Annotated in this window: 27 protein-coding genes; 18 read left to right on the forward strand and 9 right to left on the reverse strand. The window is 45.6% G+C overall.

Annotation, left to right across the window (positions count from 1 at the left end):
* Together A4E24_RS01685 and A4E24_RS01690 are read right to left on the reverse strand one after the other, a co-directional pair.
* The coding region (locus A4E24_RS01685; protein ID WP_292351110.1) for a histidinol dehydrogenase at positions 1 to 240 on the reverse strand (240 nt) is incomplete at its 3' end.
* A 23-nt stretch (positions 241 to 263) separates the two neighbouring features.
* Positions 264 to 2468 carry an ATP-dependent DNA helicase gene (locus A4E24_RS01690; protein ID WP_292351111.1) on the reverse strand — a complete coding sequence of 735 codons (2205 nt, stop codon included), beginning with the start codon at positions 2466 to 2468 and terminating at the stop codon, positions 264 to 266.
* Between the two features lie 140 nt (positions 2469 to 2608).
* Between A4E24_RS01690 and A4E24_RS01695 the strand changes: the two genes are divergently transcribed.
* On the forward strand, positions 2609 to 3580 hold the full coding sequence (locus tag A4E24_RS01695; RefSeq protein ID WP_292351113.1) for a mechanosensitive ion channel family protein: 972 nt from the start codon (positions 2609 to 2611) through the stop codon (positions 3578 to 3580).
* A gap of 102 nt (positions 3581 to 3682) precedes the next feature.
* Here the strand turns inward: A4E24_RS01695 and A4E24_RS01700 are convergent, their stop codons facing one another.
* The gene (locus A4E24_RS01700) at positions 3683 to 4987 is read right to left on the reverse strand and encodes a TrpB-like pyridoxal phosphate-dependent enzyme (RefSeq protein ID WP_292351115.1); all 1305 of its coding nucleotides are present in this window, start codon (positions 4985 to 4987) and stop codon (positions 3683 to 3685) included.
* A gap of 205 nt (positions 4988 to 5192) precedes the next feature.
* Here A4E24_RS01700 and hisS point away from each other — a divergent pair, with 205 nt between their 5' ends.
* The 12 genes from hisS to A4E24_RS01760 all read left to right on the forward strand — a co-directional run bounded on the left by hisS (position 5193) and on the right by A4E24_RS01760 (position 17232).
* Positions 5193 to 6434 carry a histidine--tRNA ligase gene (gene hisS / locus A4E24_RS01705; protein WP_292351117.1) on the forward strand — a complete coding sequence of 414 codons (1242 nt, stop codon included), beginning with the start codon at positions 5193 to 5195 and terminating at the stop codon, positions 6432 to 6434.
* Positions 6431 to 6925, forward strand: a complete 495-nt coding sequence (locus A4E24_RS01710) for a hypothetical protein (protein ID WP_292351119.1) — start codon at positions 6431 to 6433, stop codon at positions 6923 to 6925. The genes hisS and A4E24_RS01710 overlap by 4 nt, the downstream gene beginning before the upstream one ends.
* Before the next feature lie 21 nt (positions 6926 to 6946).
* On the forward strand, positions 6947 to 7543 hold the full coding sequence (locus tag A4E24_RS01715) for a hypothetical protein (RefSeq protein WP_292351120.1): 597 nt from the start codon (positions 6947 to 6949) through the stop codon (positions 7541 to 7543).
* Complete coding sequence (locus A4E24_RS01720; protein WP_292351122.1) at positions 7524 to 8024, forward strand: hypothetical protein; 501 nt, start codon at positions 7524 to 7526, stop codon at positions 8022 to 8024. The genes A4E24_RS01715 and A4E24_RS01720 overlap by 20 nt, the downstream gene beginning before the upstream one ends.
* Positions 8025 to 9233, forward strand: a complete 1209-nt coding sequence (locus A4E24_RS01725; RefSeq protein WP_292351124.1) for a hypothetical protein — start codon at positions 8025 to 8027, stop codon at positions 9231 to 9233.
* 165 nt (positions 9234 to 9398) lie between these two features.
* The gene (locus A4E24_RS01730; protein ID WP_292351125.1) at positions 9399 to 9857 is read left to right on the forward strand and encodes a 30S ribosomal protein S15; all 459 of its coding nucleotides are present in this window, start codon (positions 9399 to 9401) and stop codon (positions 9855 to 9857) included.
* A 212-nt stretch (positions 9858 to 10069) separates the two neighbouring features.
* Positions 10070 to 11284, forward strand: a complete 1215-nt coding sequence (gene glmU, locus A4E24_RS01735) for a bifunctional sugar-1-phosphate nucleotidylyltransferase/acetyltransferase (RefSeq protein WP_292351126.1) — start codon at positions 10070 to 10072, stop codon at positions 11282 to 11284.
* Between the two features lie 10 nt (positions 11285 to 11294).
* Positions 11295 to 13124, forward strand: coding sequence for a glutamine--fructose-6-phosphate transaminase (isomerizing) (gene glmS / locus A4E24_RS01740; RefSeq protein ID WP_292351143.1), 1830 nt, complete (start codon positions 11295 to 11297; stop codon positions 13122 to 13124).
* 19 nt (positions 13125 to 13143) lie between these two features.
* Positions 13144 to 14442, forward strand: coding sequence for a phosphoglucosamine mutase (gene glmM / locus A4E24_RS01745; protein ID WP_292351127.1), 1299 nt, complete (start codon positions 13144 to 13146; stop codon positions 14440 to 14442).
* The gene (gene glmU, locus A4E24_RS01750; protein ID WP_292351129.1) at positions 14442 to 15635 is read left to right on the forward strand and encodes a bifunctional sugar-1-phosphate nucleotidylyltransferase/acetyltransferase; all 1194 of its coding nucleotides are present in this window, start codon (positions 14442 to 14444) and stop codon (positions 15633 to 15635) included. Before glmM ends, glmU (A4E24_RS01750) begins: the two co-directional genes overlap by 1 nt.
* The gene (locus A4E24_RS01755; protein ID WP_292351144.1) at positions 15635 to 16993 is read left to right on the forward strand and encodes a DHH family phosphoesterase; all 1359 of its coding nucleotides are present in this window, start codon (positions 15635 to 15637) and stop codon (positions 16991 to 16993) included. The genes glmU (A4E24_RS01750) and A4E24_RS01755 overlap by 1 nt, the downstream gene beginning before the upstream one ends.
* The gene (locus tag A4E24_RS01760) at positions 16990 to 17232 is read left to right on the forward strand and encodes a KEOPS complex subunit Pcc1 (RefSeq protein ID WP_292351130.1); all 243 of its coding nucleotides are present in this window, start codon (positions 16990 to 16992) and stop codon (positions 17230 to 17232) included. The genes A4E24_RS01755 and A4E24_RS01760 overlap by 4 nt, the downstream gene beginning before the upstream one ends.
* A 31-nt stretch (positions 17233 to 17263) precedes the next feature.
* Here the strand turns inward: A4E24_RS01760 and A4E24_RS01765 are convergent, their stop codons facing one another.
* The 3 genes from A4E24_RS01765 to A4E24_RS01775 form a co-directional block, all read right to left on the reverse strand.
* Positions 17264 to 17452, reverse strand: coding sequence for a YegP family protein (locus A4E24_RS01765; protein WP_367121130.1), 189 nt, complete (start codon positions 17450 to 17452; stop codon positions 17264 to 17266).
* A gap of 195 nt (positions 17453 to 17647) precedes the next feature.
* A complete protein-coding gene (locus tag A4E24_RS01770; RefSeq protein WP_292351132.1) occupies positions 17648 to 18241 on the reverse strand; it encodes a uracil-DNA glycosylase in 594 nt (197 codons plus the stop codon).
* Positions 18242 to 18257: 16 nt separating this feature from the next.
* Positions 18258 to 19181, reverse strand: a complete 924-nt coding sequence (locus tag A4E24_RS01775) for a ketopantoate reductase family protein (protein WP_292351134.1) — start codon at positions 19179 to 19181, stop codon at positions 18258 to 18260.
* A 202-nt stretch (positions 19182 to 19383) separates the two neighbouring features.
* Here A4E24_RS01775 and A4E24_RS01780 point away from each other — a divergent pair, with 202 nt between their 5' ends.
* Both A4E24_RS01780 and A4E24_RS01785 read left to right on the forward strand, forming a co-directional pair.
* Complete coding sequence (locus A4E24_RS01780; RefSeq protein WP_292351135.1) at positions 19384 to 20892, forward strand: serine--tRNA ligase; 1509 nt, start codon at positions 19384 to 19386, stop codon at positions 20890 to 20892.
* 176 nt (positions 20893 to 21068) lie between these two features.
* Entirely contained in the window at positions 21069 to 21656 is a 588-nt protein-coding gene (locus A4E24_RS01785) for a 30S ribosomal protein S3ae (protein ID WP_292351136.1), read from the forward strand.
* 44 nt (positions 21657 to 21700) lie between these two features.
* Here the strand turns inward: A4E24_RS01785 and A4E24_RS01790 are convergent, their stop codons facing one another.
* Together A4E24_RS01790 and A4E24_RS01795 are read right to left on the reverse strand one after the other, a co-directional pair.
* Complete coding sequence (locus A4E24_RS01790; RefSeq protein ID WP_292351138.1) at positions 21701 to 21940, reverse strand: hypothetical protein; 240 nt, start codon at positions 21938 to 21940, stop codon at positions 21701 to 21703.
* A gap of 55 nt (positions 21941 to 21995) precedes the next feature.
* Entirely contained in the window at positions 21996 to 22940 is a 945-nt protein-coding gene (locus A4E24_RS01795) for a DUF523 and DUF1722 domain-containing protein (RefSeq protein ID WP_292351140.1), read from the reverse strand.
* A gap of 154 nt (positions 22941 to 23094) precedes the next feature.
* On the opposite strand from A4E24_RS01795, the gene A4E24_RS01800 reads away from it, so the two are divergent.
* Positions 23095 to 24327 (forward strand): PLP-dependent aminotransferase family protein, encoded by a 1233-nt coding sequence (locus A4E24_RS01800; RefSeq protein WP_292351146.1) that lies wholly within the window; start codon positions 23095 to 23097, stop codon positions 24325 to 24327.
* Positions 24328 to 24400: 73 nt separating this feature from the next.
* Here the strand turns inward: A4E24_RS01800 and A4E24_RS01805 are convergent, their stop codons facing one another.
* The gene (locus tag A4E24_RS01805; protein WP_292351141.1) at positions 24401 to 24883 is read right to left on the reverse strand and encodes a hypothetical protein; all 483 of its coding nucleotides are present in this window, start codon (positions 24881 to 24883) and stop codon (positions 24401 to 24403) included.
* Between the two features lie 153 nt (positions 24884 to 25036).
* On the opposite strand from A4E24_RS01805, the gene queC reads away from it, so the two are divergent.
* Both queC and A4E24_RS01815 read left to right on the forward strand, forming a co-directional pair.
* The gene (gene queC / locus A4E24_RS01810; RefSeq protein ID WP_292351147.1) at positions 25037 to 25741 is read left to right on the forward strand and encodes a 7-cyano-7-deazaguanine synthase QueC; all 705 of its coding nucleotides are present in this window, start codon (positions 25037 to 25039) and stop codon (positions 25739 to 25741) included.
* 16 nt (positions 25742 to 25757) lie between these two features.
* Positions 25758 to 25968 (forward strand): DUF366 family protein (locus A4E24_RS01815; RefSeq protein WP_292351142.1); only part of this gene is annotated, 211 nt, incomplete at its 3' end.

A 25968-nucleotide genomic window follows, 5' to 3' on the forward strand; every position in this document is an offset into this window, starting at 1 on the left:
AAGTTCCTTATCTGTGGCATTGTATGCTTTTTCGATCTCTTCCCGGGATACCTCGATGGCATCGATCTTTGCACCATCAAAACGCTGTGTATATTTCCTGAGGGCCATATCTCCCTCAATGCGGACATCCGCAAGGATCGAGGAAACAGTGTCACTTACATTTGCCAGCTCGCCTCCGCGTTCAATGAGAACCCGTATTTCCTTTTCAGGAAGCTCTGATAATTTTCCGTAAAGCATCATACATCTCCTTATTAAACTATGGTCTAATCCTCAAAATCGTTGAAGGTCCTCTGTAGTCTTTCAATCGGCCTGTACACTTCGTCTGCAGAGTCGATACTATTTTGTTCCCCCACCCGGTGTGAACCCATGATATTGTTCATTATCTTCTCTGCTGTCCTTGGCCCGATCAATTTAGCTATTCTTTCAACACCAGCGCTCTTCAATGCTTCCACTGACGTAAGACCGGCATCATACAACTTGCGGGCACGCACCCTGCCCACATCACGAATGCTTACCAGTTCAAGCAATTGACCATTAGCTCCATATTGGATGCGTTTTTCCAGTTCATAGGCGTTTTCCACTCCCTGGAGACCCATGGTTTCCGCAAGCCTGGCTGTGGCGTGCATAAGCCATTGCGCCATATCGGCAAAAGCATGTATATCGCCTTCACCAATGTTAAACTGCATTGTGATTTCGTCCATGGGGACCTCATCTATCCATTTCATCATCAGCAAAGCGGTTTTCACTTCTCCGAGGAACCATTCATACTCTATGGCCTTGAAAGGACTGGGCATCCTGGCAAACTCTTCCTTATGGACCATTGCAAACTCATTGATCATTGTGTAATCGGAACTGCGCATGTAAAGCTGCTTCATGTCAGGTGTGCTGCATATAAGATGCATTAAGGTAAGGTCTGTGAGTTTGCCGGCTTTCTCTAAACCTTCCAGTATGATGGCAGCAGAGAGTGGATCAACGTATAGCATGGAAACAAGTTTTCCAAGTTTTGTAGCCCGCAGCCTGTCTTCGTTCTGCAGCATACCATGTTCCAGCAGGAATGATATGCTTTGTTCCACAAGTTCCTGCAGATCACGTGCCTCCTGCTGGTGTGCGAAAAAAGTTGCACTCATGAACTCCATGAGTCCCTCTTCACTGGAAGCGAAACCACTGACCACTGTGGAAAGGACATGGGTACGCAGTGCATTCTCTGTGCCAAGCTTGGACCAGATGTCTTCTGCTTTAGCATTGACATAATTCTCAAAAAGCGCTTCCATCTCTTCATATGAGCGGGCAATAAGCACAGATTCACCGTAAGGGTCAAGGTGAGGCCGGCCAGCCCTGCCTGCCATTTGTTTATACTCAAGGACAGGTATGGGCTGCATTCCGAAATTGGAATCATATCTCTTGTAGCTGCGGATGACAACTCTGCGTGCAGGCAGGTTCAGTCCTGCTGCAAGGGTAGGCGTGCTGCATATGACTTTGATTGCGTTCTCCCTGAAACCATCTTCTACAAGTCTGCGATGAGCTGAGTTAAGTCCGGCGTGATGGAAAGCCACACCATTTCTGACACATTGGGCAAGCACTCTGGAAGCTTCTGTTTCCGACGCTTCTATTATCGCGTCTACGATCTTGTCAAGGGCACTGCGCTCTTGTTTGCTGAGCACTTTCTCAACGTGTCTGCCCAGTTTCTTTGCAAAGCCCACACAGTTCTTACGGCTGCTTTCGAATACAAGGCACTGTCCTCCTTCCTCCAATGTTCCCATCACGATATTGACACCATCGTCCGAGGATGTGATCTCAACAGCTTTCTGAGAGCCTTCGAAATTTATTGCATCAGCATAGTATACTCCTTCGCGCAGATCGGTGGGTCTCCATTCGCTGAGTACCAGTCCTCCTTTCAACCAATCTGCTATTTCCTGTGCATTGCCCACGGTTGCAGATAATGCGATGATCTGAGCTCGAGGATTAAGCTTCCTCAATTTAGCAATGGTGACTTCCAGAGTAGGGCCCCTGTTAGCTGAATCCAGCAGGTGCACCTCATCCACCACTATCACAGTGATGTCCTGCATCCAGGAAGTCTCATTGCGCAGCAGAGAATCTGTTTTTTCTGAAGTGGCGACTATAATATCATTAGAGCCAAGCCATTCATCCCTTGCCTCAAAATCCCCGGTGGATATGCCGGTTTTGATACCAATCTGTCTGAACTTTAAAAAACGGTCCATCTTTTCAGATGCTAATGCCCTTAAAGGCACAATATATAGTGCTTTTCCACCGTTTGTGATGGAGCTCAGCATTGCAAGCTCGGCTATGAGGGTCTTCCCGGAGGCCGTGGGTATGGCAGCGACTATGTTCTTTCCTTCAAGGAGGCCTTTTGCGATCGCTTCATCTTGAGGAGGATACAATTGTTCAATTCCGGAGTCCAGGTAAAAGCCAATGACCTTTTCCGGCAGGCTGATTTCTTTGATCTGCATGAGGGACCATGTGAAAGATGGTCTGATGTCTAATAAAAGTTGCTTCTTTGAAATGGCCTGTATATCGAGGGATCAACTTATATTGATCAGTTATCAGTAATTATAAGGAAGCTTCAGAATTAACCGGAAACTGGATATATATGTCTGCTTTGGAATATATTTCATCTGCGTCTTCAATGTTATTATCAGGTCTGTATGAGTTCGTGCCTGCAGACCTTACAGAGATAATTTTTATTCTATTGGTTGCTGTCCTTACATTCGTTGCCGCAAAACTGTTAGACAGGCTCATGGATGCAGAATTGCGTACAATGAACAAAAAGATGAACATAGACCAGACGTCCTATAAACTTTTAAGACACATCAGTGTGGCAGTCGTCTATTTGATAGGCTTGGTCATTGTGATCTCCAGTATTCCTTTCCTGGAGAAGGTTTCACTTGCTCTGCTGGCAGGAGCAGGTTTTGCAGGTATCGTTGTGGGTCTTGCAGCTCAGAGCACTCTTGGTAATATTATAGCAGGTATCTCTCTTGCTGTATTCCGGCCATTCAGGGTTGGGGACAGAGTGAATGTAATGAACGAGTACGGCAAGATCACAGATATCACCCTTCGTCATACCGTTCTAAGGACATGGGACAACAGACGTGTGATAATTCCTAACAGTATCATTGGGGATGAGGCTATAATCAACTGGTCCATAGAGGACCCTACAGTTAACTGGCCACTTGATGTAGGTATAAGTTATGACTCTGATATCGATCTGGCTCGTAAGATCATTATAGAGGAGGCAAGGAGGCATGCCAATGTCATGACACATGTCGAACTTGTGAAATACGATCCAACTATCCAGAAAGATGAAGTCATCCAGGTGCTGGTGACCGAACTAGGCGACCATGCTGTGAACATGCGCCTGCTATTCTGGTGCGCTGACCGTAAATTGTGTTACACTACAGGGTGTGATATCAGGGAATCCATAAAGAAGCGATTCGATGCAGAAGGCGTGGAAATACCATTCCCATATCGTACTATTGTATACAAGAAAGACATGGGTCTAAATGCAAGGCTTCAGAATGAAACTCGTGAAAGCCCTTATCTTCACGCCTTGCAGGACAGTTAGTTAATGAAACGTTCCCTGAAAAAGGAAATTCTTCCTAAAAAAGCAGATATCTGAAAAAAGTATGGCCTGCCAGTATGGCAGGTCTTTTCTATGTTCCACAGCTTATTCATTGGTCAGCTTACCGCTGAAATACATGTCATAGGATGCCATGTCAAAGTGCCCATGGCCGCTCAGGTTGAACAGTATGGTTTTCTCTTCGCCGGTCTTCTTACATTTAAGGGCTTCATCTATAGCACATTTGATGGCATGGGCAGATTCAGGAGCAGGGGCTATTCCTTCACTGCGTGCAAAGGTTACAGCTGCATCGAAGATCTCTACCTGATGATAGGACCTTGCTTCCATCATGCCATCAGCTACCAGTTTACTGACTATTGGTGAAGCTCCATGGTATCTGAGACCGCCAGCGTGAATGGCAGGGGGTATGAACTCAGAGCCGAGCGTGTACATCTTAAGTAGTGGTGTCATCTGTGCCATGTCGCCAAAATCGTAGTCGAATTTGCCTTCTGTCAGGCTGGGGCATGCCGATGGTTCTACTGCAATGATCCTGGTATCTGTTTTACCGGCGATGTTGTCTTTGATGTATGGAAGACTCACTCCCGCAAGGTTACTCCCTCCTCCACAGCATCCGATGACTATATCAGGGTAGTCTTCGGTCTTTTCGAACTGTTTCTGTGTTTCAAGACCTACGATAGTCTGATGCAGGCATGTGTGGTTAAGGACACTGCCCAGAGCATATTTTGTGTTGTCGTTCAGGGCAGCCACTTCTATAGCCTCGCTTATGGCTATGCCCAGGCTTCCGCTGGTATCGGGGTATTTTTCAAGGATCATTCTTCCGAACTGTGTCTCAGGGCTTGGCGAAGGGACAACGTTCGCACCCCAGAGGTTGATCAGGGATTTCCTGTATGGTTTCTGATAGAAGCTGGAACGTACCATGAAAACTTTACACTCGATGTCGAAATAGTTGCATGAAAGCGATAGTGCGCTGCCCCACTGACCAGCACCGGTCTCGGTCGTGATCCTCTCTGTACCCTCTTTCATATTGTAGTACGCCTGGGCAATGGCGGTATTTGGCTTATGGCTGCCCGCGGGGCTTACACTTTCATTTTTATAGTATATCTTAGCAGGTGTGCCAAGCACCTTTTCGAGTCTGTGTGCCCTGTGCAGGGGTGATGGTCTCCAGAGTTTGTATATCTCAAGGATCTCCTGTGGGATATCGATATACCTATCAGGGCTCATTTCCTGTTTGATCAGCTCTTTTGCAAATATTGGCTCAAGTTCTGATGGCTTGATGGGTTCCCTGGTTGCAGGGTTGAGCGGAGGTGCAAGGGGTTCGGGAAAATCCGCAAGTATATTATACCAACGAGTTGGCATCTCGTTTTCGTCAAGTAGTATCTTTGTATGTTCCATGGTGATCCTCAGAAAAATGTATTAGTTTGTACAATAATGTACATGTAAATGGTTATATATATCATTTTTGGTTTTACCCCCAGTGCCCTCAAATGCATAACTAATCGAAACAGTAAAATATACTGTATAAATACTAACCTCCAGAATAGATCAGTCGAAATATAAACTTCACATGTTTATCTCACTAATACATCAGGTTGATCCGATGACGATACAAAGACCAAGAGGAACAAGGGATTTCCTTCCGCAAGAAATGGCCCGCAGAAGACATCTGGAGAACCAGCTAAGGCAGGTCGTTGGCAGATGGGGTTATCAAGAGGTAGTTACACCAACTTTTGAAAACCTGGAACTTTTTACAATGAAGTCAGGTGAAGGCATAGTAGGTGAACTATATAATTTCACGGATAAAGGAGATCGTGAGATGACACTGCGTCCTGAACTCACGGCACCTGTGATGAGGATGTTCGTAAATGAGATGCAGGCATTGCCACGTCCATTGAAACTGTTCTATTTCGAGAACTGTTTCAGGTATGAAAGGCCTCAGAAAGGCAGGTTCAGAGAGTTCTGGCAGTTCGGTGTGGAACTTATAGGTTCCGAGGGACCGGATGCGGATGCAGAGGTCATAGCCCTGGCAACTGCCATGCTTGAGGTTGCAGGTATCCAAGGTGATCTGCATGTAGGCTATCTGGGGATCATCCGTCATGTATTGAGTTCTCTGGAAGTTGAACAGCAAGGTAAGATCATGCGACTGGTGGACAAGAAAGATGATAAGGGACTGGACGATTATCTTGAGGGGATCAATGCGCCGATAGACCTGCGCATGAAACTCCTTGGACTTATTTCCCTTACAGGCGGTGAAGCTGTTTCCAAGGCCCGCAATCTGCTCGGTCCAATTCCTGAAATAGATGCTTTCCAGCGGATACTTACCCTTTTAGATGCATATAGCATTGATTATACCATTGATTTCGGAATTGCCAGAGGTCTTGATTACTATACGGGCATGGTCTTTGAGATATATGCCGAAGGCCTGGGTGCACAGAAACAGGTGTGTGGCGGCGGTTCATATAAACTGATCCAGCTTTTTGGAGGAGGAGATGTTCCATCCACTGGTTTTGGGCTGGGATTTGACAGGATCATGGAGATATATGACATTGGACCTGTACCGCAAAAGACCGTTGTCATGATCACCACGGAAAGCACGCGCATCAATGCTATCCCTGTAGCCAGCAAGCTAAGGGAGTATGTTCCCGTGTACCTGGATATCATGAACAGGACTTTCAAGGCTCAGCTATCCTATGCTAACAATATAGGCGCCCGTTATGCACTTATATTAGGTGACAGGGAAGTGGCTCAGGGTCTTTTCACTTTCAAAGATATGGAAAGCGGGGTTCAGGAATCCCTTACTCTGGAAGAGATCATTTTAAAGCTGACCGGTGAAAGCAATTGAGAAGTTCCGTTAATTTGCATTTTCTGGCAGCTGACACTACAGCTGCTGTTTCCTTACCCATGCGGTTTGTGGTGGCATCCATCCTGCTGATGGTGACCATGGCTCTGCTGGCCACGGCAGCTTCAGGTTTCCTTACTCATATGAAAATGAGCGGCCTCGAATCCCAGATGTCCCGGATGGATGCCACGGCTTCGATCTTATATGCGGGTGGTCCGGGCAGCAACCTGACAATGGAAATAGATATTCCCAGCGGATGTACCGTGGTCATGGGGTCCATGCCAGGGTCTGAAGCCGCGTGGCCTTATGATGCAAAGAATTACTTTATGGAATATGAAGGAAAGCATACAGTAAGGGAGTCCAGGGCTGCATATAGCAATGGATCAATGGATGGTGTGTCTTTCTTTGGTTCAGGTACTCATCGCGTATTCATGGAGACCACTGTTGACCCATCGACCGGGGTGCTGTTCGTCAGAGTATACGAATTGAAATGACAGGGAATAGAATAGATCAAAATGAAGCAGATGTCAGGTTTTCTCCGGGATGAACGGGCATGGGTGGATTTCGTTCTTTCAAAAACTGCGCTGATACTTGCAAGTGTGGTGGTCATTACTGCGATCTATCACTTTGCAGTAAGTATGGAGGAAGTGAGCCATCAGAGGGAACTGGATGTGTTATCCACAGAATTGCTATCTTATATCGATAAGGCTGGAAGCAGTCCGGATGAAGTGAATATCACCTATACCTTCAATGAAGAGCATCTTTCTCATTTTCAGGAACATTCGACAGATATTTTAATCTCCGGCGAGTATGTTGTCATTAATGCTGATGTTGATGGTAGGTCCCTCATCTCGGCGCAAACTCCTGCTTTCAGAGTATATCCGTATCCACCTTCCGTCCTCTATGATGACCTTAGGTCAGAATATGGTTCAAGCGGTACTATAACGGAACCCATAAGGGCAGAACCTGCGGATATGATCGGGTATTTAACATCAAGGACAGACGAGGTCAGTTTTAATGCCAGTGAACGAGTGTACATCCGAAAAACATTTATATATTTTACCGATGATATAAATGTGGAAAAGATAGGATATGTGCTGGTTTACCAATGACGACAGGGCTATACTTGAACCGCAGAACGATATTTTCGCTACGGCATTATTGGTTCTGGGTTTTGTGGTTTTTGCTTGTGTTGTATCAAAAACATATATTGCTCATCAGGAGGGTGCTTTCGCACTGGAGAATTATGAGCAGGCTTCTCTGATCGCGCAGAGCATTGCTCATTCCCAGATGCTTCAGGGCAGCAGACAGGATCTCATATCTGCTGAAAAGCTCGATGCTCTGGACGGTCCGCAAGCTGATCTTCATACTTTGAGCCTGTTCTTTGACAGTTTCTCTCCAAATGTAAACTTCCAGGTAGATATCTCAACGGAGAACGGTGAACATATCTGGCATATCCATAAACCTGCATCTTCATCTCCTTCCATGGGGCAGATAGCCGCCTCTGTACCTGTCACATTGGAACTCAATCCTATGCAGCAGGTTCCCGGCACATTGACCGTGAAGCTCTTCAAAGATAGATGGAACTCTTAAATGGATGATACAGCAATGCAGCTGAAAAACATAAACACCAGAAAAATGTTATACGACAGCAGAGCCTTTTCTTCGACCATTGATGTCATGTTCTTTCTGTTAATGGTATCTCTGTCAGCAGTAGTGCTGATGCCTGCAATGATTTCTTCAGGGCACAATGCAGCAGTTCAGGATGTCGCAGCATACAAGTTCGATGAACAGTTGCTACGGTCTCTTCTGAACAGCAGGGTGGAGGGTTTTGAATATACGGTGGTGCCATACGCTATGTCCGGCGTACTTGCTAACTCTCATGATAATTCAATGTCCATCTGCCAAGGCAGTGATATTTTTACAAAGGAACATGTAACCAGGACATTTGCTGACCTGATAGCAGAAGGAATGCTGTTATCACTGCGTGAAGAAGAGAACGGAACATACTTTTATCTGCACCCGTTCAGTGCCGGATATTCAGGAGCCACAGAAAATGTGCTTGAAGAGCATCTGAACAGAAGAACAGGTGGCAGATATAATTACAGGCTGGAGGCCAACTGGCAGCCGGTTCCAGGGTGCGGGCCTTCGGGTCAGATCATAGTAGGTGCTGTTCCCCCTGCCAAAGCTTTCAGGCAGAGTGCATTGGTATCTGTACCTTATAGTAATAGTGTGAGTTTGTCAGATATCTCTTCTCCGGCAGATGATCTTAACTTCAGTCGTGCACTCAGCTCTTCTCAAAAAGAGCATCAATTGCGCAATATGTTCTATCAATGTATGTCTTTGGCAGCTTCAAGTGCTTCGGCGTCCATAGTAGATATGTACTACCCGGAAGAAAACCTTAGGGATATATGCAGTGGACAGGCCAATGTTTTACTAATGGGTGATGCTTTTATGGGCTTACCTTCCTGTGAGGGAAATATCGGAAGGACCATGGCTATTGATATTCTTGGAAATGCTGTGAATGCAACATCAAATATGTGTTCAGACCCGCCACGTAATGTCACGATGCTAAGAGAAGATCATGTCACATTGGTTGGTAACCAGCTCAGGCAGAAGCACACAAATGAGATATATTCATATCTTTCAGACGTGCTGTCTGAGGAAATTAACACAACGGTGCAGGCTATGATACAGACGAATGACAGCATTACTTTGTTTGAGCTGAGGGATAAACAGCTACATTCCATCTCTATGCATGTGCGACCTCAGGCAGCCGAAGTAACCCTTGTGATATGGTAAGGTCCCTATCACAAATTTTATATGCTATGCTGTTTCATTTACCTCGCCTCGCCAAGGACAATTATAGGCTATCTCTCCATAATGTTCGCATAGCCTTTATTGAAATAAACGATAGCTACTTTATTTAGATCAAATACTTTATTTACGATTATTAGGAGGAATTCAATGGCAAAAATGCATACCCGGAGAAAAGGTCAATCCGGTTCTAAAAGGCCAATGCGCTCTGAAGCTCCCGCATGGTGCACTATGAGCACAGACGAAATTACAAAGATTGTGCTGGAAATGTGGAAGCAGGGCATGAGTACAAGCCTTATTGGCATGGTCCTCAGGGACAAATATGGAATGCCAGATGTAAAGCTTGCTACTGGAAAGAAGATCACTGCTATCCTTAAGGAAAACGATCAGAGACCACCAGTTCCAGAAGACCTGTACAACCTCATTGTAAAAGCAATAGGCCTCAGGAAGCATGTGGTCCACAATCATTCGGACAATCATAACATCCGTTCCCTGCACAACATTGAGTCCAAGATCAGAAGACTTGTGAAGTACTATCAGTCAAACAAAGTGCTTCCAGCTGACTGGAGATACAAGCCGGAAACGGCAGAAATGCTCATTACAAGATAATTGTGTATGTATCCCGGGAGGCTATGGCCTGCCGGTGTCTTATTTTATTTCTGCTCTTTAAGAGCAAGGGATCTTTATAATTCTGTTTTCAATCTTGTCATATTCCTGGACTCAAATACAGTTCGAATTACTTAGTTAAAATTTAAAAATATAAAACATTTAATATAAAGACAAAGGTAAAATATAAATTGTTATAGTGCCCACTATAAGGCATGAAAGCAGTCATCCTTGCAGCGGGAGAAGGCCTTCGGTGCCGTCCCCTTACTCTTACCCGTTCAAAGGTAATGCTGCCTGTTGCTGACAGGCCGATCCTTGAACACGTTATCCGTTCCCTTGAACAAAACGACATCAAGGACATCTTATTGATAGTTGGTTATGAGAAAGAGCGCATAATGAACTACTTCAAAGATGGTGTTGATTTCGGGGTAAATATCCAGTATGTTGAGCAAAAGACACAACTTGGTACAGCACATGCTATAGAGCAGGCAAGAAGCGAGCTTGCCGGTGAACATGAATTCCTTGCTCTGAACGGTGATAACTTCATAGAACCGCAAGTCATCAGTGATCTAATCGGATCCAAACGTGGAGATGCAACCATACTTACCGTCAAAACCGAACATGTTAGCGGATATGGAGTTGTCAGGGCAGAAGGGACAAAGGTACTGGAGATCCTGGAAAATCCGGTTTCTGAAGTTAGTCATCTGGTAAATACAGGAATATATTATTTCAGTTCCAGAATATTTGATTTTATTGGACAAACTCCTCTTTCTCCAAAAGGTGAGTATGCGATAACCGATACTCTACAAAAGATGATCGAGAGCGGAACCGAAGTGTCCATGGCCACTACTAGATCGTGGTGGCTGGATGCAGTGTATGCATGGGACCTTCTGCGGCTTAATTCTGTGACCCTTGGAAAGATAGGAAAGAATGTCCCGCCCACTGCAGTGGAAGATGGGGCCTATATTAAAGGCAATGTATCAATAGGCAGGAATACTATCATCAGATCCGGATGCTATATAGTAGGCCCTGTCATGATAGGAGATAATTGTGATATCGGGCCAAATGCCGTCATATTGCCATCCACATCCATCGGGAATAATGTATCAGTAGGCGCTTTCACGAATATTCGCAACAGTATATTAATGAACGATGTGCGCATTGGTTCTCATGGTTATGTATCTGATTCTGTAATTGGTAGCAATTGCCATATGGGTCCGTATTTCATTACAGAGACAGGGACCAACCTGAACATTATAATGAACGAAGAGCTTCACCAGGCTGGAAAATTAGGTACTATCATTGGTGATGACACTGATGTGGGTCACAGGGTCCTTGTAAAAGCGGGGATCATGATATCTATCAATTGTCGTATCGGATCAGGTAATATCGTGGATCAGGCTTTGCACAGGGGTACCCTGGTGCTCTGAGGTGATGATGATGTGTGGTATAGTCGGATACGTAGGTACTGAGAATGCTGTAGACGTCATCATTAGTTCCCTTAAGAAACTGGAATACAGGGGCTATGATTCTGCAGGTGTCACCATTCTGAACGGTGATCTGGAAACATACAAGACCGTGGGTAAGATCTCAGAGCTGGAAAAGATCATTCCAGCAGGTTTTACCGGACACATTGGGATAGGCCATACCCGCTGGGCCACCCACGGGAAGCCCGAAACCAGAAATTCCCATCCTCATCTTTCTTCAAATATCGCGGTGGTGCATAATGGTATAATTGAAAACTACATGTGTCTGAAGGAAAAACTGATGGAACAAGGTTATGAGTTCGTATCGGACACAGATACTGAGGTCATAGCACATTTGCTGCACCGAACAATGAAGGACAGTGAAAGATGCAGTTTGCTCGATGCCGTAAGACATATAATGACGGAGATCGAGGGATCGTATGCCATTGCAGTATTATGTACGGATGAGCCTGACCATATCGTACTTGCCCGCAAGGACAGCCCCCTGGTCATTGGGCTTGGAGATAAAGGTTACTTTGCGGCATCAGACGTACCTGCATTTCTCAGATACACAAGGAACGCTGTATATGTCAATGACAAGGAGCTTGTGTTAATAAGCCCCCAAGGGGTGGAGTTCTATAATAACGATGGTCAACGGATAGAAAAGCAAGTTGACATCATTGAGTGGAATGAAGAAGCTGCAGAAAAAGCAGGTTATGAACATTTCATGCTGAAGGAGATCCATGAACAGCCCACTTCTATTCAGGCTACATATGCAGGTAAGATATCTGAACTGGAAGGAAGGGTCATACTCGATGAGTTGAAGATGGACGAAGACCAGCTGAGGAATTTGCAAAGGGTCACCATAATTGCCTGTGGCACATCGTGGAATGCTGGCTGTGTTGGGAAATATCTTTTTGAGAACCTCGCAGGCATACACACTGATATTGAAACGGCATCTGAGTTCAGATATGGGGATCCGATACTTTGCGGTCAGGTATTCACTCTTGCTATAACCCAGTCCGGAGAAACAGCTGATACACTTGCTGCTATAAGGAGTTCCAGGTCCTACGGATGCAAGGCAGCTGCTATAACCAATGTAGTGGGAAGTACCATTACCCGTGAAACCGATAGTGTGCTTTTCACCCGTGCAGGTCCGGAGATCGGGGTCGCTGCCACGAAAACCTTCACAGCTCAACTTATAGTTCTCTATCTGATGGCCATTCACATAGGCACTGTCAGAGGTCGGTTAACTCCTGAAACTGCCAGGGATATATTAGTGGGTATCAAGCAACTGCCGGGCCAGGTGCAAAAGATCCTTAACAATAAGGATGCAATAAAGAAATGTGCTGAACACTATGCAAAGGTACAGGACTATTTCTTCATCGGCAGGCATCTTAACTATCCTATTTCACTGGAGGGCGCCCTGAAACTGAAGGAGATCTCATACATTCATGCTGAAGGATATGCAGCGGGTGAGCTCAAACATGGCCCTCTTGCATTGATCAGCAGTGCAACGCCTGTAGTTGCCATTGCAACAAAAGGGCACACATATGACAAAGTGCTGAGCAATATCAAGGAAGTCAAGGCAAGAAGTGCCGAAGTTATAGCCGTGGCGAACGAGAGCGATACCGAGATCAATAAATATGTTGACAGGGTCCTAAGGATCCCCGATTGTCATGAACTGTTATCCCCGGTGCTTTCGTCAGTAGTGCTGCAACTGCTTGCATATTACACAGCCCTTGCAAGGGATTGCTCTATAGATAAACCCAGGAACCTTGCGAAAAGCGTTACAGTAGAATGATCTTAAGAGGTTTGGTATTATGAAATTATTTGGTTCTTCAGGTATCAGAGGCCTTGCCAATAAAGAAATTACAGTTGATCTTGCCCTTAATGTGGGATTGGCGCTGGGCAGGTCCCATAAGTCTGCGGTCATTGGAAGGGATCCCAGGGTATCCAGTGAAATGATCGAATGTGCACTGGTCTCGGGACTTGTGTCAGCTGGTTGTGATGTTGTAAAGATAGGCGTTGTAACAACGCCCACACTTGCTTACGCTGCAAGGAAATATGATTGTGGAGTGATGATCACTGCTTCTCATAATCCTGCTCAGTATGTAGGTATCAAGCTCTGGAATCCTGATGGAATGGCATTCGATTCCGCACAGCAGGAAGAGATAGAGCGCATCATAGAGCAGCAGGATTTCGTAGCTGTTCCCTGGAACGAGATAGGGGACATCACATCAGACAGTTCAGCTATAAAAGATCATGCTGAACTCATCCTGAGCAACGTGAAACCTGTCAGGATGAGAGTGGTTGTTGATTGCGGCTGTGCTGCAGGCAGTACTATAACTCCTTTCCTGTTGCGGGAAATGGGTTGTGAGGTCATCACCCTTAATGCACAGCTCGATGGTCATTTCCCTGCACGCAATCCGGAACCGACTGAGGAAAACCTGTGGATGCTCAAAAAGGCTGTGAAAGAATTCGGTGCTCGTGTGGGGATTGCTCATGATGGTGATGCTGACCGGATGATGGCAGTTGATGAGAACGGCGAATTTGTCTCAGGAGATGAAATGCTTGCGATCTTTGCATTGCGTGAATGCAAAGATTCAGGAAAGCTGGTGGTGCCTGTAGATACTTCCATGATGGTGGCCGATTCCTTACCCCTTTCAGAAGTGGTTTATACGCGTGTAGGTGATGTCTATGTGGCTGAAGAGCTCAAGAAGGTAGGCGCAACTTTCGGTGGTGAACCTTCAGGAAGCTGGATCTTCCCAAGAGTATCATATTGTCCAGACGGCATTCTTGCAGCTGCGCTCCTTGTAGAAATGGTACAGGAAACCTCGCTTGCAAAAATGCGTGATGTCCTTCCCAAATATCCCACAAAGAGAGGTACTCTTCCCTGCGATAACATGGAAAAGGAAAGAGTTATGCAGGCCATTGCTATAAGAATGAAGCAGATGGGCAAGGTTACGGATATTGATGGTGTACGTGTGGAAATGAAAGATGGGTGGGTACTTATCAGGCCTTCGGGTACAGAACCTAAGATCAGGATAACAGCTGAGTCCCGTGAAAATGTGGAAGAGCTCTATGCAATGGCCGAGAAGATAGTAAAGGAGAATCTTTAATGAAAGCAGTGATCCTTGCAGCCGGTGAAGGCACGAGGATGCGGCCCCTGACCGCTGCACGGCCAAAGGTCATGTTACCTCTGGCTAACAAGCCCATGCTGGAACATGTGGTACAAGCCTGTATACAGGCAGGTATAAGAGATTTTGTAATGGTCACAGGCTACAGGGAAGAGACCATCAAGGCCCATTTCGGAAATGGAGATAAGTGGGGAGTACGCATTGACTATGTCACACAGGAAAAACAGCTTGGTACTGCCCATGCAATCGGTTGTGCCAGAAAATATGTGGATGGGAGATTTGTTCAGCTGAACGGTGACATGCTTGTAGATCCCATGCATCTTGAAAAGCTCATAAAGCACAATGAAGCTGCCGTGATCAGTGTGAAGGCAGTTGATAATCCTTCTGAGTTCGGTGTGATCGTTACCGAAGGTGACAAGGTCGTCCGTATCATCGAAAAGCCTCTTGTCCCTCCTGCTAAAACAGTCAATGCAGGAATTTATCTGTTCGATGCTACTATCTTTGAATATATTGACAGGACACAACCATCGCCACGTAACGAATATGAAATTACGGACTCTATGCAGATGATGGTGAACGAGGGCATACATGTAGGCTTTGAACCTCTTACCCATGTCTGGCTGGACGTGGGCAGGCCCTGGGATATGCTGGATGCCAACAAAGCTCTGCTTGAAAAGATCAAACCCAGCTGTGAAGGCACGGTGGAACCTCTGGCAACTTTGCACGGCGATGTTGTCATAGGCGAAGGGAGCATGATCCGCAATGGTGCATATATAATCGGTCCTGTGGTCATCGGTAAGAATTGTGACATAGGTCCCAATTGTTTTATCCGTCCCTCAACTTCCATAGGCAATAATGTGCATATAGGTAATGGCGTTGAGGTGAAGAACTGTGTTATCATGGATGGCACCAAGATCGGACACCTTACATACATTGGTGACAGCGTGGTCGGATACGACTGTAATTTCGGTGCAGGCACAAAGGTTGCAAATCTTCGCCATGATGGCAGGAACATCAAGTCCATCATCAAAGGTAAGAGAGTGGATACAGGTCGGAGAAAGCTTGGGGTCATTATGGGGGACGATGTGCATACCGGTATCAACACAAGCATTAATGTGGGTGTTGTCATTGAGAACGGTAGTGGCACCAAGCCGGGTGAAGTCCTTATGCAGTGATGGTGATACAGTTGACCACTGAAAGCATAGCCATGGGCAGGCTTAAAGAGCTTGCAGTAAAAGCTGCGGATGTGATCTCTGCACATAAGTATGTGCGCCTTGTATCTCACAATGATGCTGATGGCCTTACCTCTGCGGGCATAATGTGCAGGGCTCTTATGAGGAAAGGTATACGGTTCCACACCACCATTGCAAGCAGACTGGCCCAGGACACTATCGATGCCATTAAGAGCAGTGTTTCTGATGGTGACCTAGTAGTATTCTGTGATATGGGGAGCAGCCATGCAGAGCTCATCAGGCAGATCGAAAATGATGTGATCGTCATTGATCATCACATGCCTGTGGGTGACTCTCCTGCAAAGGTAGCCGTTAATCCGCATTATACTGGGATCGATGGAGCCATATACCTCTCGGCTTCAGGCACCACCTACCTGGTGGCAAAGGAGATGGACCCTGACAATGTTGATCTTGCCGGGCTGGCAATTGCAGGTGCTGTCGGAGACAAACAGCTCTTTGAAAGTGCTAATCTGCACATACTGGAGGAAGCCACCCAGGCAGGAGTGGTTTCTATCAAAAAGGGCCTCAAGGTAGGGGACGGTGATATAGCGGATGTGCTTGAATATACACCAGAACCTTATCTGGACATCACGGGCGACAGGAAGAAGATACATGATTTCCTTGATATCCTTGGGGTAAAAGGAAAATTAAGTGAGATGCCTCAGGTAGATCTCAAGAAACTGACATCATCTATCGCTCTCAAACTTGCGAAGCATGCAAGCCCCGAAGCTGTGGATGCGGCCATAGGGGATGTTTATTATCTTGAAAAAGAGCTTGTGAAGAACGTGTATGATTTTGTTGCCATACTCAATACATGTGGCAAACTGGAAAAAGCTGGTCTGGCCCTGTCCATGTGCATGCAGGATGCATCTGGTGTAGAGGACGCACGCCAGCTGACGATCGAGTACCAGAGGTCAATAGTTGCTGGTATAAAACAGGCAGAAGGCATGTTGCAGCAAGGGAAGAATATCTGGTATCTGGTAGCTAAGGATATGGACAACACAGGCATGATAAGCAGTACCGTGGTAAGGTATATGCATCCTGAGAAACCCTGTATCGTAACCAATGAAGTGGAGGGCATTGTCAAGGTTTCAGGCAGGGGTACGCGGGCTCTGACAGCTAAGGGTCTTGACCTCTCTTATGCCATGAGGGAGGGGGCTCTTGCTGTGGGTGGTCAGGGCGGAGGCCATAACATCGCATCCGGAGCCTCTATTCCGCCGGGCAGGGTGCAGGAGTTCATTGATACAGTTGATTGTATTGTGGGGCAGCAACTGGGTGGGGATGCAGGTGGCAAAAAATGAGGGTCAGGGCCACTATTACAATGAAAGGTCCACAGGCTTCGCAGATAGCGCAGAAAGTGGCTTTAGCTCTTGCTCCGGACAATCTTTCCGGTATGAGCACAGAAATTGCTGAAGGAATGGCAACAATAAGTTTTGGTACAGAAAAGATCACAACTCTCATTGCTACTGTGGATGACCTGCTCATGAATGCCAGGATAGCCGAGGAAGTGCTGGAGAAGGTTGGTAAAAGGCCTCAATAGTATTCGTCATCATTTTGATCCATGGACATTCTTATTTAGCCGGAGTTTCCATCTCAACCACTTTTGCCTGTGGAGCGTTCTTTTTTACAGATTCTATTCCTTTAAGGCAGCCAGCTTTGCTGGCGTAGACCTGGCCCGTGGCTATGATCTCGCCGTTCCTTGCTCTCAACCTGAAACTGTATTTTCCGGCGTTATCGGTAAATATTTCGAACTTTGATATCTCATCACCTCCCCATTATGAAACTATCTCTAACCTCAGCTAACCCTTTCGCATAGATGCTCTTATTCCTCTTCGGCAGCAAAGATCTCTGAGGTGCCTCCTCCTAAAGCACTTCATACCTCAAAAAAAGGTTATTCCCATCTTATAAAAAAGTTCCTTCCGAACGAGTTCAGACGGATCGAGAAGCTGTGGTGTCTATTGTATTTTCTGCCAGAGATCTCTGTTCCTGTCTATCATCTTTTTTTGCTGTTCTATGAGGGAACGTCTGTAAAGCAGGGCTGCGGGATGGTATAGCTTCATGAGATGTTTGCCCTCTGGTGTGATCACAGCTTCACCCCAATTCAGCGAAGAAATGCAGAATGCCTGTTCTGCCGTGGTGCCCAGCAATATGATCACTTCAGGGTCCAGTAGCTCTATCTGTGCAAGCAGGAAAGGTCTGCATGTCTTAAGCTCTTTATGTGTTGGTTTTCTATTATTTGGTGGACGGCATTTGACGGTATTGATTATTGCATATTCGTTTTCTTCAAGGTCCATGTAATCGAGAAGTTCATCCAGTATCTTTCCTGCCCTTCCGCAGAAAGGAATGCCGGCTTCATCTTCGTTCTTACCGGGCGCTTCTCCGATAAAAAGCACCTTTGGTCTTTCAGAACCTCTCATTATAACTTTATTAGTGGCATTCTCATTTAACTGGCAGCGTTCACATTCCAGTATGTTTGCCGCTATTCCCTGAAGTCCCAGTTTGACCAGTTCACTGTATGTTATATCAGCTGTATTACGATCGGTGCTCATTTTTAATTACCATTTTTCAATTGCTGTTTGTCCTCAGATCTTCCATGAAATGTATCTGTGAGGTGATGAAAGCATTATATGGGGCATCTGTGCCATATTCTTTTGCACGCTGCACCACAGCACCATTTAAGAAATCTATTTCTGTCCTCTTGCAGGCTGCAAGGTCCTGCAGCATAGAAGAATGATGTGCACGTGTATTTGGCAACTGATATTCTTTCAGATATTTGAGATATTCAGTGGCATTATCCCAGGGCAACAGGACCTTTTCAGCAGCCATGATCCTGAACGCTTCATGTACCATTCCTTCTATTATGCTCCATGCATGCGGATTCTCTAGTTTGCCATAGGGTACGCCCATTATTGCTCCAAGGGGATTCAATGCACAATTGTAAAGGGCTTTGGACCAGAGTGCTCCTTTTATATTATCTGTCGTAGACACAGGAACGCCGGCTTGCTGGAGTACGTCTGCAAGCTTTTGTACTCCAGGGTCCATGCCCGAAGGGAATCTGCCAAGCTGCATAGGGCCACTTTCCACGGATACGTGAACACTGGCATCCCCGGTCCATTCGAATCCTGTGATAATAGTTCCTCCGATAACGTTATCTGTATATTCTGCGATTATCTCTTCGTTCCCTATGCCATTCTGGAGGCTTACCACCTCTTTGCCCTTTATCACATCAGCGAACTGTTCACAAATGTATCTGGTGGCAGTGGACTTTGAACTTATGAATATGTGATCAAAGTCCCTGTTCTTTGGTACGTCTTCACCGCAACTGAAAAAGCTGGTCTCTTCTCCCCAGATGCCTGTCATTCTAAAACCGTTGGTCCTTATAATGTCAGCATGTTTTTGTCTGCACACAGCATGCACATCAGAGACCCTGGAAAGACGGGCAGCAAGGGACAGGCCTACGGCACCTGCACCTAATATCAATATATCCATTATATCATCACACTTTAAGGCATAATACTGTTAGATAGAAACGACAGGGTATGCAGTACGGACAGATATGAAATAAGTTTTTTGCTCATTCCTCTTCCTTGGTCACGGATGGAAAATTAATAAAGGATGTACACCTTTTTGCCTACTGAAAAGCTTACCTACTATGCCGGCTCTTCATTCACTATTACCGAGGAATAAATAAATGGAATTGCATTTCACATTGAAAGTTGCTCTCCGGACGAGTTCGGATGTCACTCCTGCTCGTGAGATGATAGGGGAGTATTTAGAAGAGGCAAACAGGACCATTCTCGTCAAAGGTGCTTCCGATGGTTATGGAGCACAGGTCGTAGAATGGGCTATTGAAGGCAACAAAATAGACTTGGTTGTCGAATCAGGGCGGTATGTACGTGCCCATGATGCTCTCATGCGCATACGCAAACCTCTGGCAGCAAAACTGGGCAAGGATTTCCGTATTGGTCTGCGGGCCATTGAGGTAGAGTCTTTTGTGATCACCATGCCGGCTGAAAAACCCTTAAAACAATTGAAGATACCCTATGTGAAGTCCATAGAATATGAGAATGGTGCAATACAGCTGTCCCTTGATGTGGGTGAATCTGAGATAGAGAACAGAGTACCGGACAGGATACTCACTCTGATGGAGGATAAGATCCAGCAGCAATCATATGGTGGCAAGGCCGAACACTGGCAAGTACTATGGCAGAGCGAAAAGAAAGAACATAAGTTCTTTGAGGACCCTACGCAGGCAATGGTAAAAGAGGGCTGGCTCAAGAGGGGCGCAAGCCGGGGTCAGTGGATACATGGGCCACAGTCCACGCAGATGTTCCGGGCCTTTGAGAAAATAGTGCTTGAGGAACTTCTGGGTCCATTAGGTTACAGGGAGATGATCTTCCCAAAGCTTGTGCCCTGGGAAGTGTGGCAGAGGTCAGGTCATGCTAAAGGTGTTTATCCTGAGATCTATTATGTATGTCCTCCCAAGACCAGGGACCCGGATTACTGGGAAGAGGTAAGTGATTATTACAAGGTTACCCATGAGGTTCCCACAGCTCTTATAAAAGAAAAGATCGGTGAACCCATCGGAGGGATGTGCTATGCACAGTGTCCTCCTTTCTGGGTATACCTGCAGGGAGAGACCATACCCACAGATGAGTTCCCGATCAAGGTCTTTGACAGGTCTGGTACTTCTCACAGGTATGAAAGCGGTGGGATCCATGGTATGGAACGTGTGGACGAATTCCACAGGATAGAGATCGTGTGGCTCGGAACCAAGGACCAGGTACTGGAGTGCTCTAAGGAACTGCATGAGAGGTACATGCATATATTCAATGAGATCCTGGAGCTGGAATGGAGAAAGGCCTGGGTGACCCCCTGGTTCATGGCGCAAGAGGGGCTGACCGGTGTAGCTGCCCAGAGCGAGGCTGGTACTACTGATTACGAGGCTGTCCTGCCCTATAGGGGAGAGAACGGAGAATGGCTGGAGTTCCAGAACGTGAGTGTCAATGGGACCAAATATCCGTCTGGCTTTAATGTCAAATGCCAGTCTGGGGAGGAACTCTGGTCAGGTTGCTCCGGTGTCGGCCTGGAGAGGTGGGCTTCTGCTTTTTTTGCTCAGAAAGGTCTTGACCCGGCTAACTGGCCAGAAGGATTCGCAAGGCGTGTGGGGCAAATACAAAAGGGTATTCGCTTCCTCTAAATCATGTTTATCGGTCAATGCCGCTGACCGATTTCTTTATATAGGGACATGTATAGTATAGACAGCCACTAATCAGGATCTATTCTATGTTAGCGTTCTAAGGAACGGATGTACAGTGAACAGATACATTATTCATATCATCTATCATAAGAACTTATATTGATCGGAGGAATTACTTGGCAAGAAAAGTACAGAAAAAATTAGACAAATGGAAGTCAAAATCCTGGTATAACATTGAAACACCTGAGTTCATAGGCAGAAATAATATCGGCACCACTCTGGCAGAAGAACCTGCACAGCTCATTGGCCGCATTGTGGAAGCTACTGTCGGGGACTTAACTAACGATTTCTCAAAGCATAACACTAAGCTCAAGTTCAGGATCAACGATGTCAATGGGGATGTTGCTCAAACCCGCTTCATCGGACACGAAATAACTACTGATTATCTGCGTTCCATTGTCAAGAGGCAGACCTCCAGGATAGACACTAACCTTAAGGTCACTACCAAGGATGGCTATACGGTCAGAGTGAAACCCATTTGTTTCACTGTTAAGAGGGCAAGGACCAGCCAGATCGAGGGCATCCGCGAAGTAATGGACAGTACTGTGAAGGAAAGAGCAAGAGATCTTAACTTCGAGCAGTTTGTTGAAGAAGCTATCATGGGCAAGCTCTCTGCTACTATATACAGGAATGCAAAGAACATCTATCCGCTCAGAAGGGTAGAGATCAGGAAAACAGAGGTCGAAGGCATACCAGCCGCATGACCTTTTTCCAACACTTTTCCTTTTGCTATCTTTAACGAATTAAGTTATTCTGCATCCCGGACAGAAGTATTGTATTCTTTTCGGATAAGGTCCATCATCTCCTTGTTGGCATCTATTACAAAGGCGCCTATATAGCCACAATGCTTACAGTGGTATAGCCCTTCCACACCGCCAGCTTCATAATATAGTTCAGGGTCCCCGCAGATGGGGCATACTTCAATGAGTTCTTCTTCCGGCTGTGCATCATCTGTGAAATCCTCGATCTCTGCTTCTTCGTCTTTCATCTTATCTCCTCTCTTTATCTACTAAACATCTGCCATTCTCAGTTATTAAAGTCGGTCAGTGTTGTATATTTACGTTTTTTTTATATTGGTCTGCAATACCTGCGTTTTCCGGATAAGGATAAAATAGTGTTTGATCCTCAAGGTAAGCTATGCTAAATTCAAATATCCAGGGTATCATGCTTTTTCGTAATTCCTGCAATGTAAGGACACCTTTGCGATACGCTTCCATGCGGTCGAGCAGGTACTGCTTTTTGTCAGATCCCATCTTATGGGAAAAATATCCGAACGCATGCATGAATGCATTGATAGCATTGCCCCTTGAAGGTGGTACTAAGGTGATTTCCTGTACAGTTCTTGTGTAAGCTCTTACAATTTCGGCAAAAGGCCGTTGTTTGTGGTCGGCCAGTATCCTGCCCAGAACCTTTGCTCCCCTCTGATCATATGCCATAAGCAGCAGTTTATTGCGGCTCTGGAAATCCATGAGCTCCTGTATTGAACTAAGGTGCAGCCTCAGATCGGCATACATGAAGATCCTTGTAAGAAAATGCTCTCTTATCTCCGGGTCCATGAGATCGACTTCATCTGCATAGGGCAGGTTTGTAAAGCGATCCAGTGATCCTTTTGCCAGAAATCCGGTGCCATGTTTGTGTAATGGTTCCTGAGCATCAGCAGTAGCAAATACTTTTGTTGTTCTTAGTCCACAAGAAGGTGATTTTGATTTGAGAATGAAGCCATCGACATTTTGCAGCTTGCCCAGGAAATCAGTGACAAATCCCTGCATCTTCTCTGTAATATCCAGACCCGTAGCTGGCTGCACCAACCTTATTGTTCTTCCATTGACCAAACGGATGGGATCCCGTGGTACTCCCAATCCGATCTCGCATTCAGGGCATACTGTTATAAACTCTGCAAAAGGCCGAAAATTTTCTATTATGTCAGAGGTAACCTCTTTTCCGTCATACCTACAGCGTTCAAATCCCAAGCATTTGCTTATGACCACAATGGGGCGGGAAAATGTATGAATAGCTGGACCTCCTTTTTAAGGCATGAGGGTTAGGCAGTATTTATAGGTGGTGTTGAAAGCTGTCCAAAATTAAAGCATGTTTTTAATCATTGTTTCTCATCTGTTGAGAGGAACATTTAACTTGGATCAGGTGTTGAAAGAACGCCTTATGAAGAATATTTTTGCTGACAGGATGCAGGCCACACGTAAGTCCTTCATCAGGGAGATCCTGAAAGTTACCCAGCAGCCGGAAGTAATATCTTTTGCTGGTGGTCTTCCAAACCCTGGCCTTTTCCCCGTGGAAGAAATTATATCCGCTGCCAGCAAGGTTCTGTCAGACGAAGGCAGGAATATTCTTCAATATAGTACGACTGAAGGGTATTTGCCTTTAAGGGAATTCATTGCGCAAAGGTATTTCAAAAAGAGCGGATTAAAAATAGATCCTGATGAGATACTTATCACTAACGGTTCACAGCAAAGCCTTGACCTTATAGGTAAGGTCTTTCTGAATAAAGGTGACAGGGTGATTATCGAAAAGCCCGGGTATCTTGGGGCTATCCAGGCGTTCTCTATCTTTGAAGCGGAATTTCAGGCTGTTCCACTTCTTGAAGATGGAATTGATCTAGAGTTACTGGACAGGATATTGACTGCAAGCAGTGCAAAGTTATTCTATACCGTTCCAACTTTCCAGAACCCGTCTGGAATAACCTACTCCGCACAAAAGAGAAAAGATGTTGCTGCAATCCTCAAAAAGCATAGTGTAATATGCGTCGAGGATAATGCATATGGGGAGTTAAGGTTTGCAGGAGAGGATCTGCCGGCCATCAGGAACTATTCGGATAATACGATCCTTATGGGGTCTTTCTCAAAGATCATTGCCCCGGGACTTCGAATGGGGTGGATATGTGCAAGAAAGGAAATAATGGAGAAACTGCTTGTAGCGAAACAGGCTGCTGATCTTCATTCTAATTATCTCTCACAGAGGATCATCCACCAGTACTTATTGGATAATGACCTCGATGGGCATATTTCAAAAATAAAGGATGCATACGGAAAGCGCCGGGATCTGATGGTCAGCATGATGGCTGCACACTTCCCGGAAAGTGTCAGGTATACAAAACCTGAAGGAGGAATGTTTTTGTGGGTTACACTTCCTGAAGGTGTTTCATCACTTGAGCTGTTCGACCTTGCAATAGAAGAGAATGTTGCATTCGTTCCTGGTGATCCGTTCTACACTGATGATATCAGTGGCATTAACACTTTAAGATTGAATTTTTCCAATTCAGATAATGAGCAGATAGAGGAAGGAATAGAAAGGCTGGCCGTGTGCCTGGAAAAGCTCATGGAAAATGTCCGAAGAGCAAATGCTCAGCATGACCCCTGAGATCCTTTTTCTCTTTGGATCATTTCATTCTCAATGAAAATAATACATATTCTTTCTTTTGAAGAGTTAGGTCTCAGACAATTGTCTTGAACCCCCCTGCCTGTTTTGTGCATATTTTTCTGTGTTCTTCTTCGTCTCTTATTAAACCCTTTATGTCCTGGATGAATTCATTCCTGTTCTTTTCATCGGGGAACATCGCTTCGATCACTGCAGGGTCAGCATCCAAGATGTCTGTATACGCATCACGTGCGAGGATCTCATATTTCATGATTTCATGGAATATCCGTGGTGGCACCATTCCATTGAAATTAAATATTTTTGCCGGAAGGCCCAGTGGAGCAGTCACAGGCACTGGAATATCTGCGATCAAAAGCCACTTTCTCAAAATGTTCCAATGCTTATCAGAGTCATGCGAAAGCTTTTCTAAAGCTTCTATATTCTCTCCCATAAGCTGAATACGTGCTTCCCAGGTCCCAAGCTGTTCCATTTCAGCTTCGATCCAGTACATGCGTCTGAGAAGCGCCTCCAGCACACTCCTGTCTTCGATAGTTGGCATGTGTTATCTCCGCAATATAAATATATTTTAATAATATATAATTAACTAAATGGATATAATGTTTCCTCCCATCTGGGGATTTTCCATCCCATCAAGTATATATAATATTCAGGTATTACTCGGAGAATACCTACGGAATATGGGGGATGTATCATCAACGCAATTGCTTTGCTAAGTAGTGGACTGGATTCTGTCACATCCCTTGCAATAGCACAGAGGGAAACAGATGTAAGGCTGGCTTTGATATTTGACTACGGTCAAAGGGCCGCTGCAAGGGAGATAGAGTATTCCCGGAAAGTTGCTGAAAAATACGGTGTCGAACACAAGGTCATATCCCTTCCATGGCTTAAAGATATCACTACCACCAGCCTTGTGAGCAAGGAAATGGATGTTCCTGAAGTATCTATACAGGACATTGCAGAGGAGTCTGATCCGGAAATAACCCGGGAATCTGCAAAGAAAGTATGGGTTCCCAACCGTAATGGCGTTATGATAAACATTGCTGCAAGCTTTGCAGAGAGCCTGGAGTGCCAGTATGTCATTGTTGGTTTTAATAATGAAGAAGCTGTGACTTTTCCCGATAATTCCATCGCATACCTTGACAGTCTTGACAAATGTCTTGGTTATTCGACCCTAAATGGTGTGAAAATGATGGCTCCGGTGGCAGGTCTTGACAAGCAGGGCATCATCCTCAAGGCTCTGGAAACAGAAGCACCCCTTGAATGGAGCTGGAGCTGTTATCACGGAGAAGAAGTTCCATGTGGTGTATGCGAAAGCTGTATCCGCCGAATGCGTGCTTTCATGCAGGCAGGTATAACAGACCCGCTCATGGCAAGACTTGGTATATTAACGATCTAATGGCAGAGGGAACACTATGAGATGGATAGTGCTTAAAAAACCTATTGATTACGATGGCAGTCAGATATCTTCCCTTTGGGGATATATGGTAGCTGATCTGCAGGAAGATTCCATTATTGCTTTCCGCGGCTCATGCGATGTGCAGATCCGTTATATGATCGATCTGGAGGACAGGAAGGAAGGAGATTCCATTTACTCCACTGATATGTTACATTTTGTGATCGAGC

This window comes from Methanomethylovorans sp. PtaU1.Bin093 (genome assembly GCF_002067275.1).
GTDB lineage: Archaea > Halobacteriota > Methanosarcinia > Methanosarcinales > Methanosarcinaceae > Methanomethylovorans.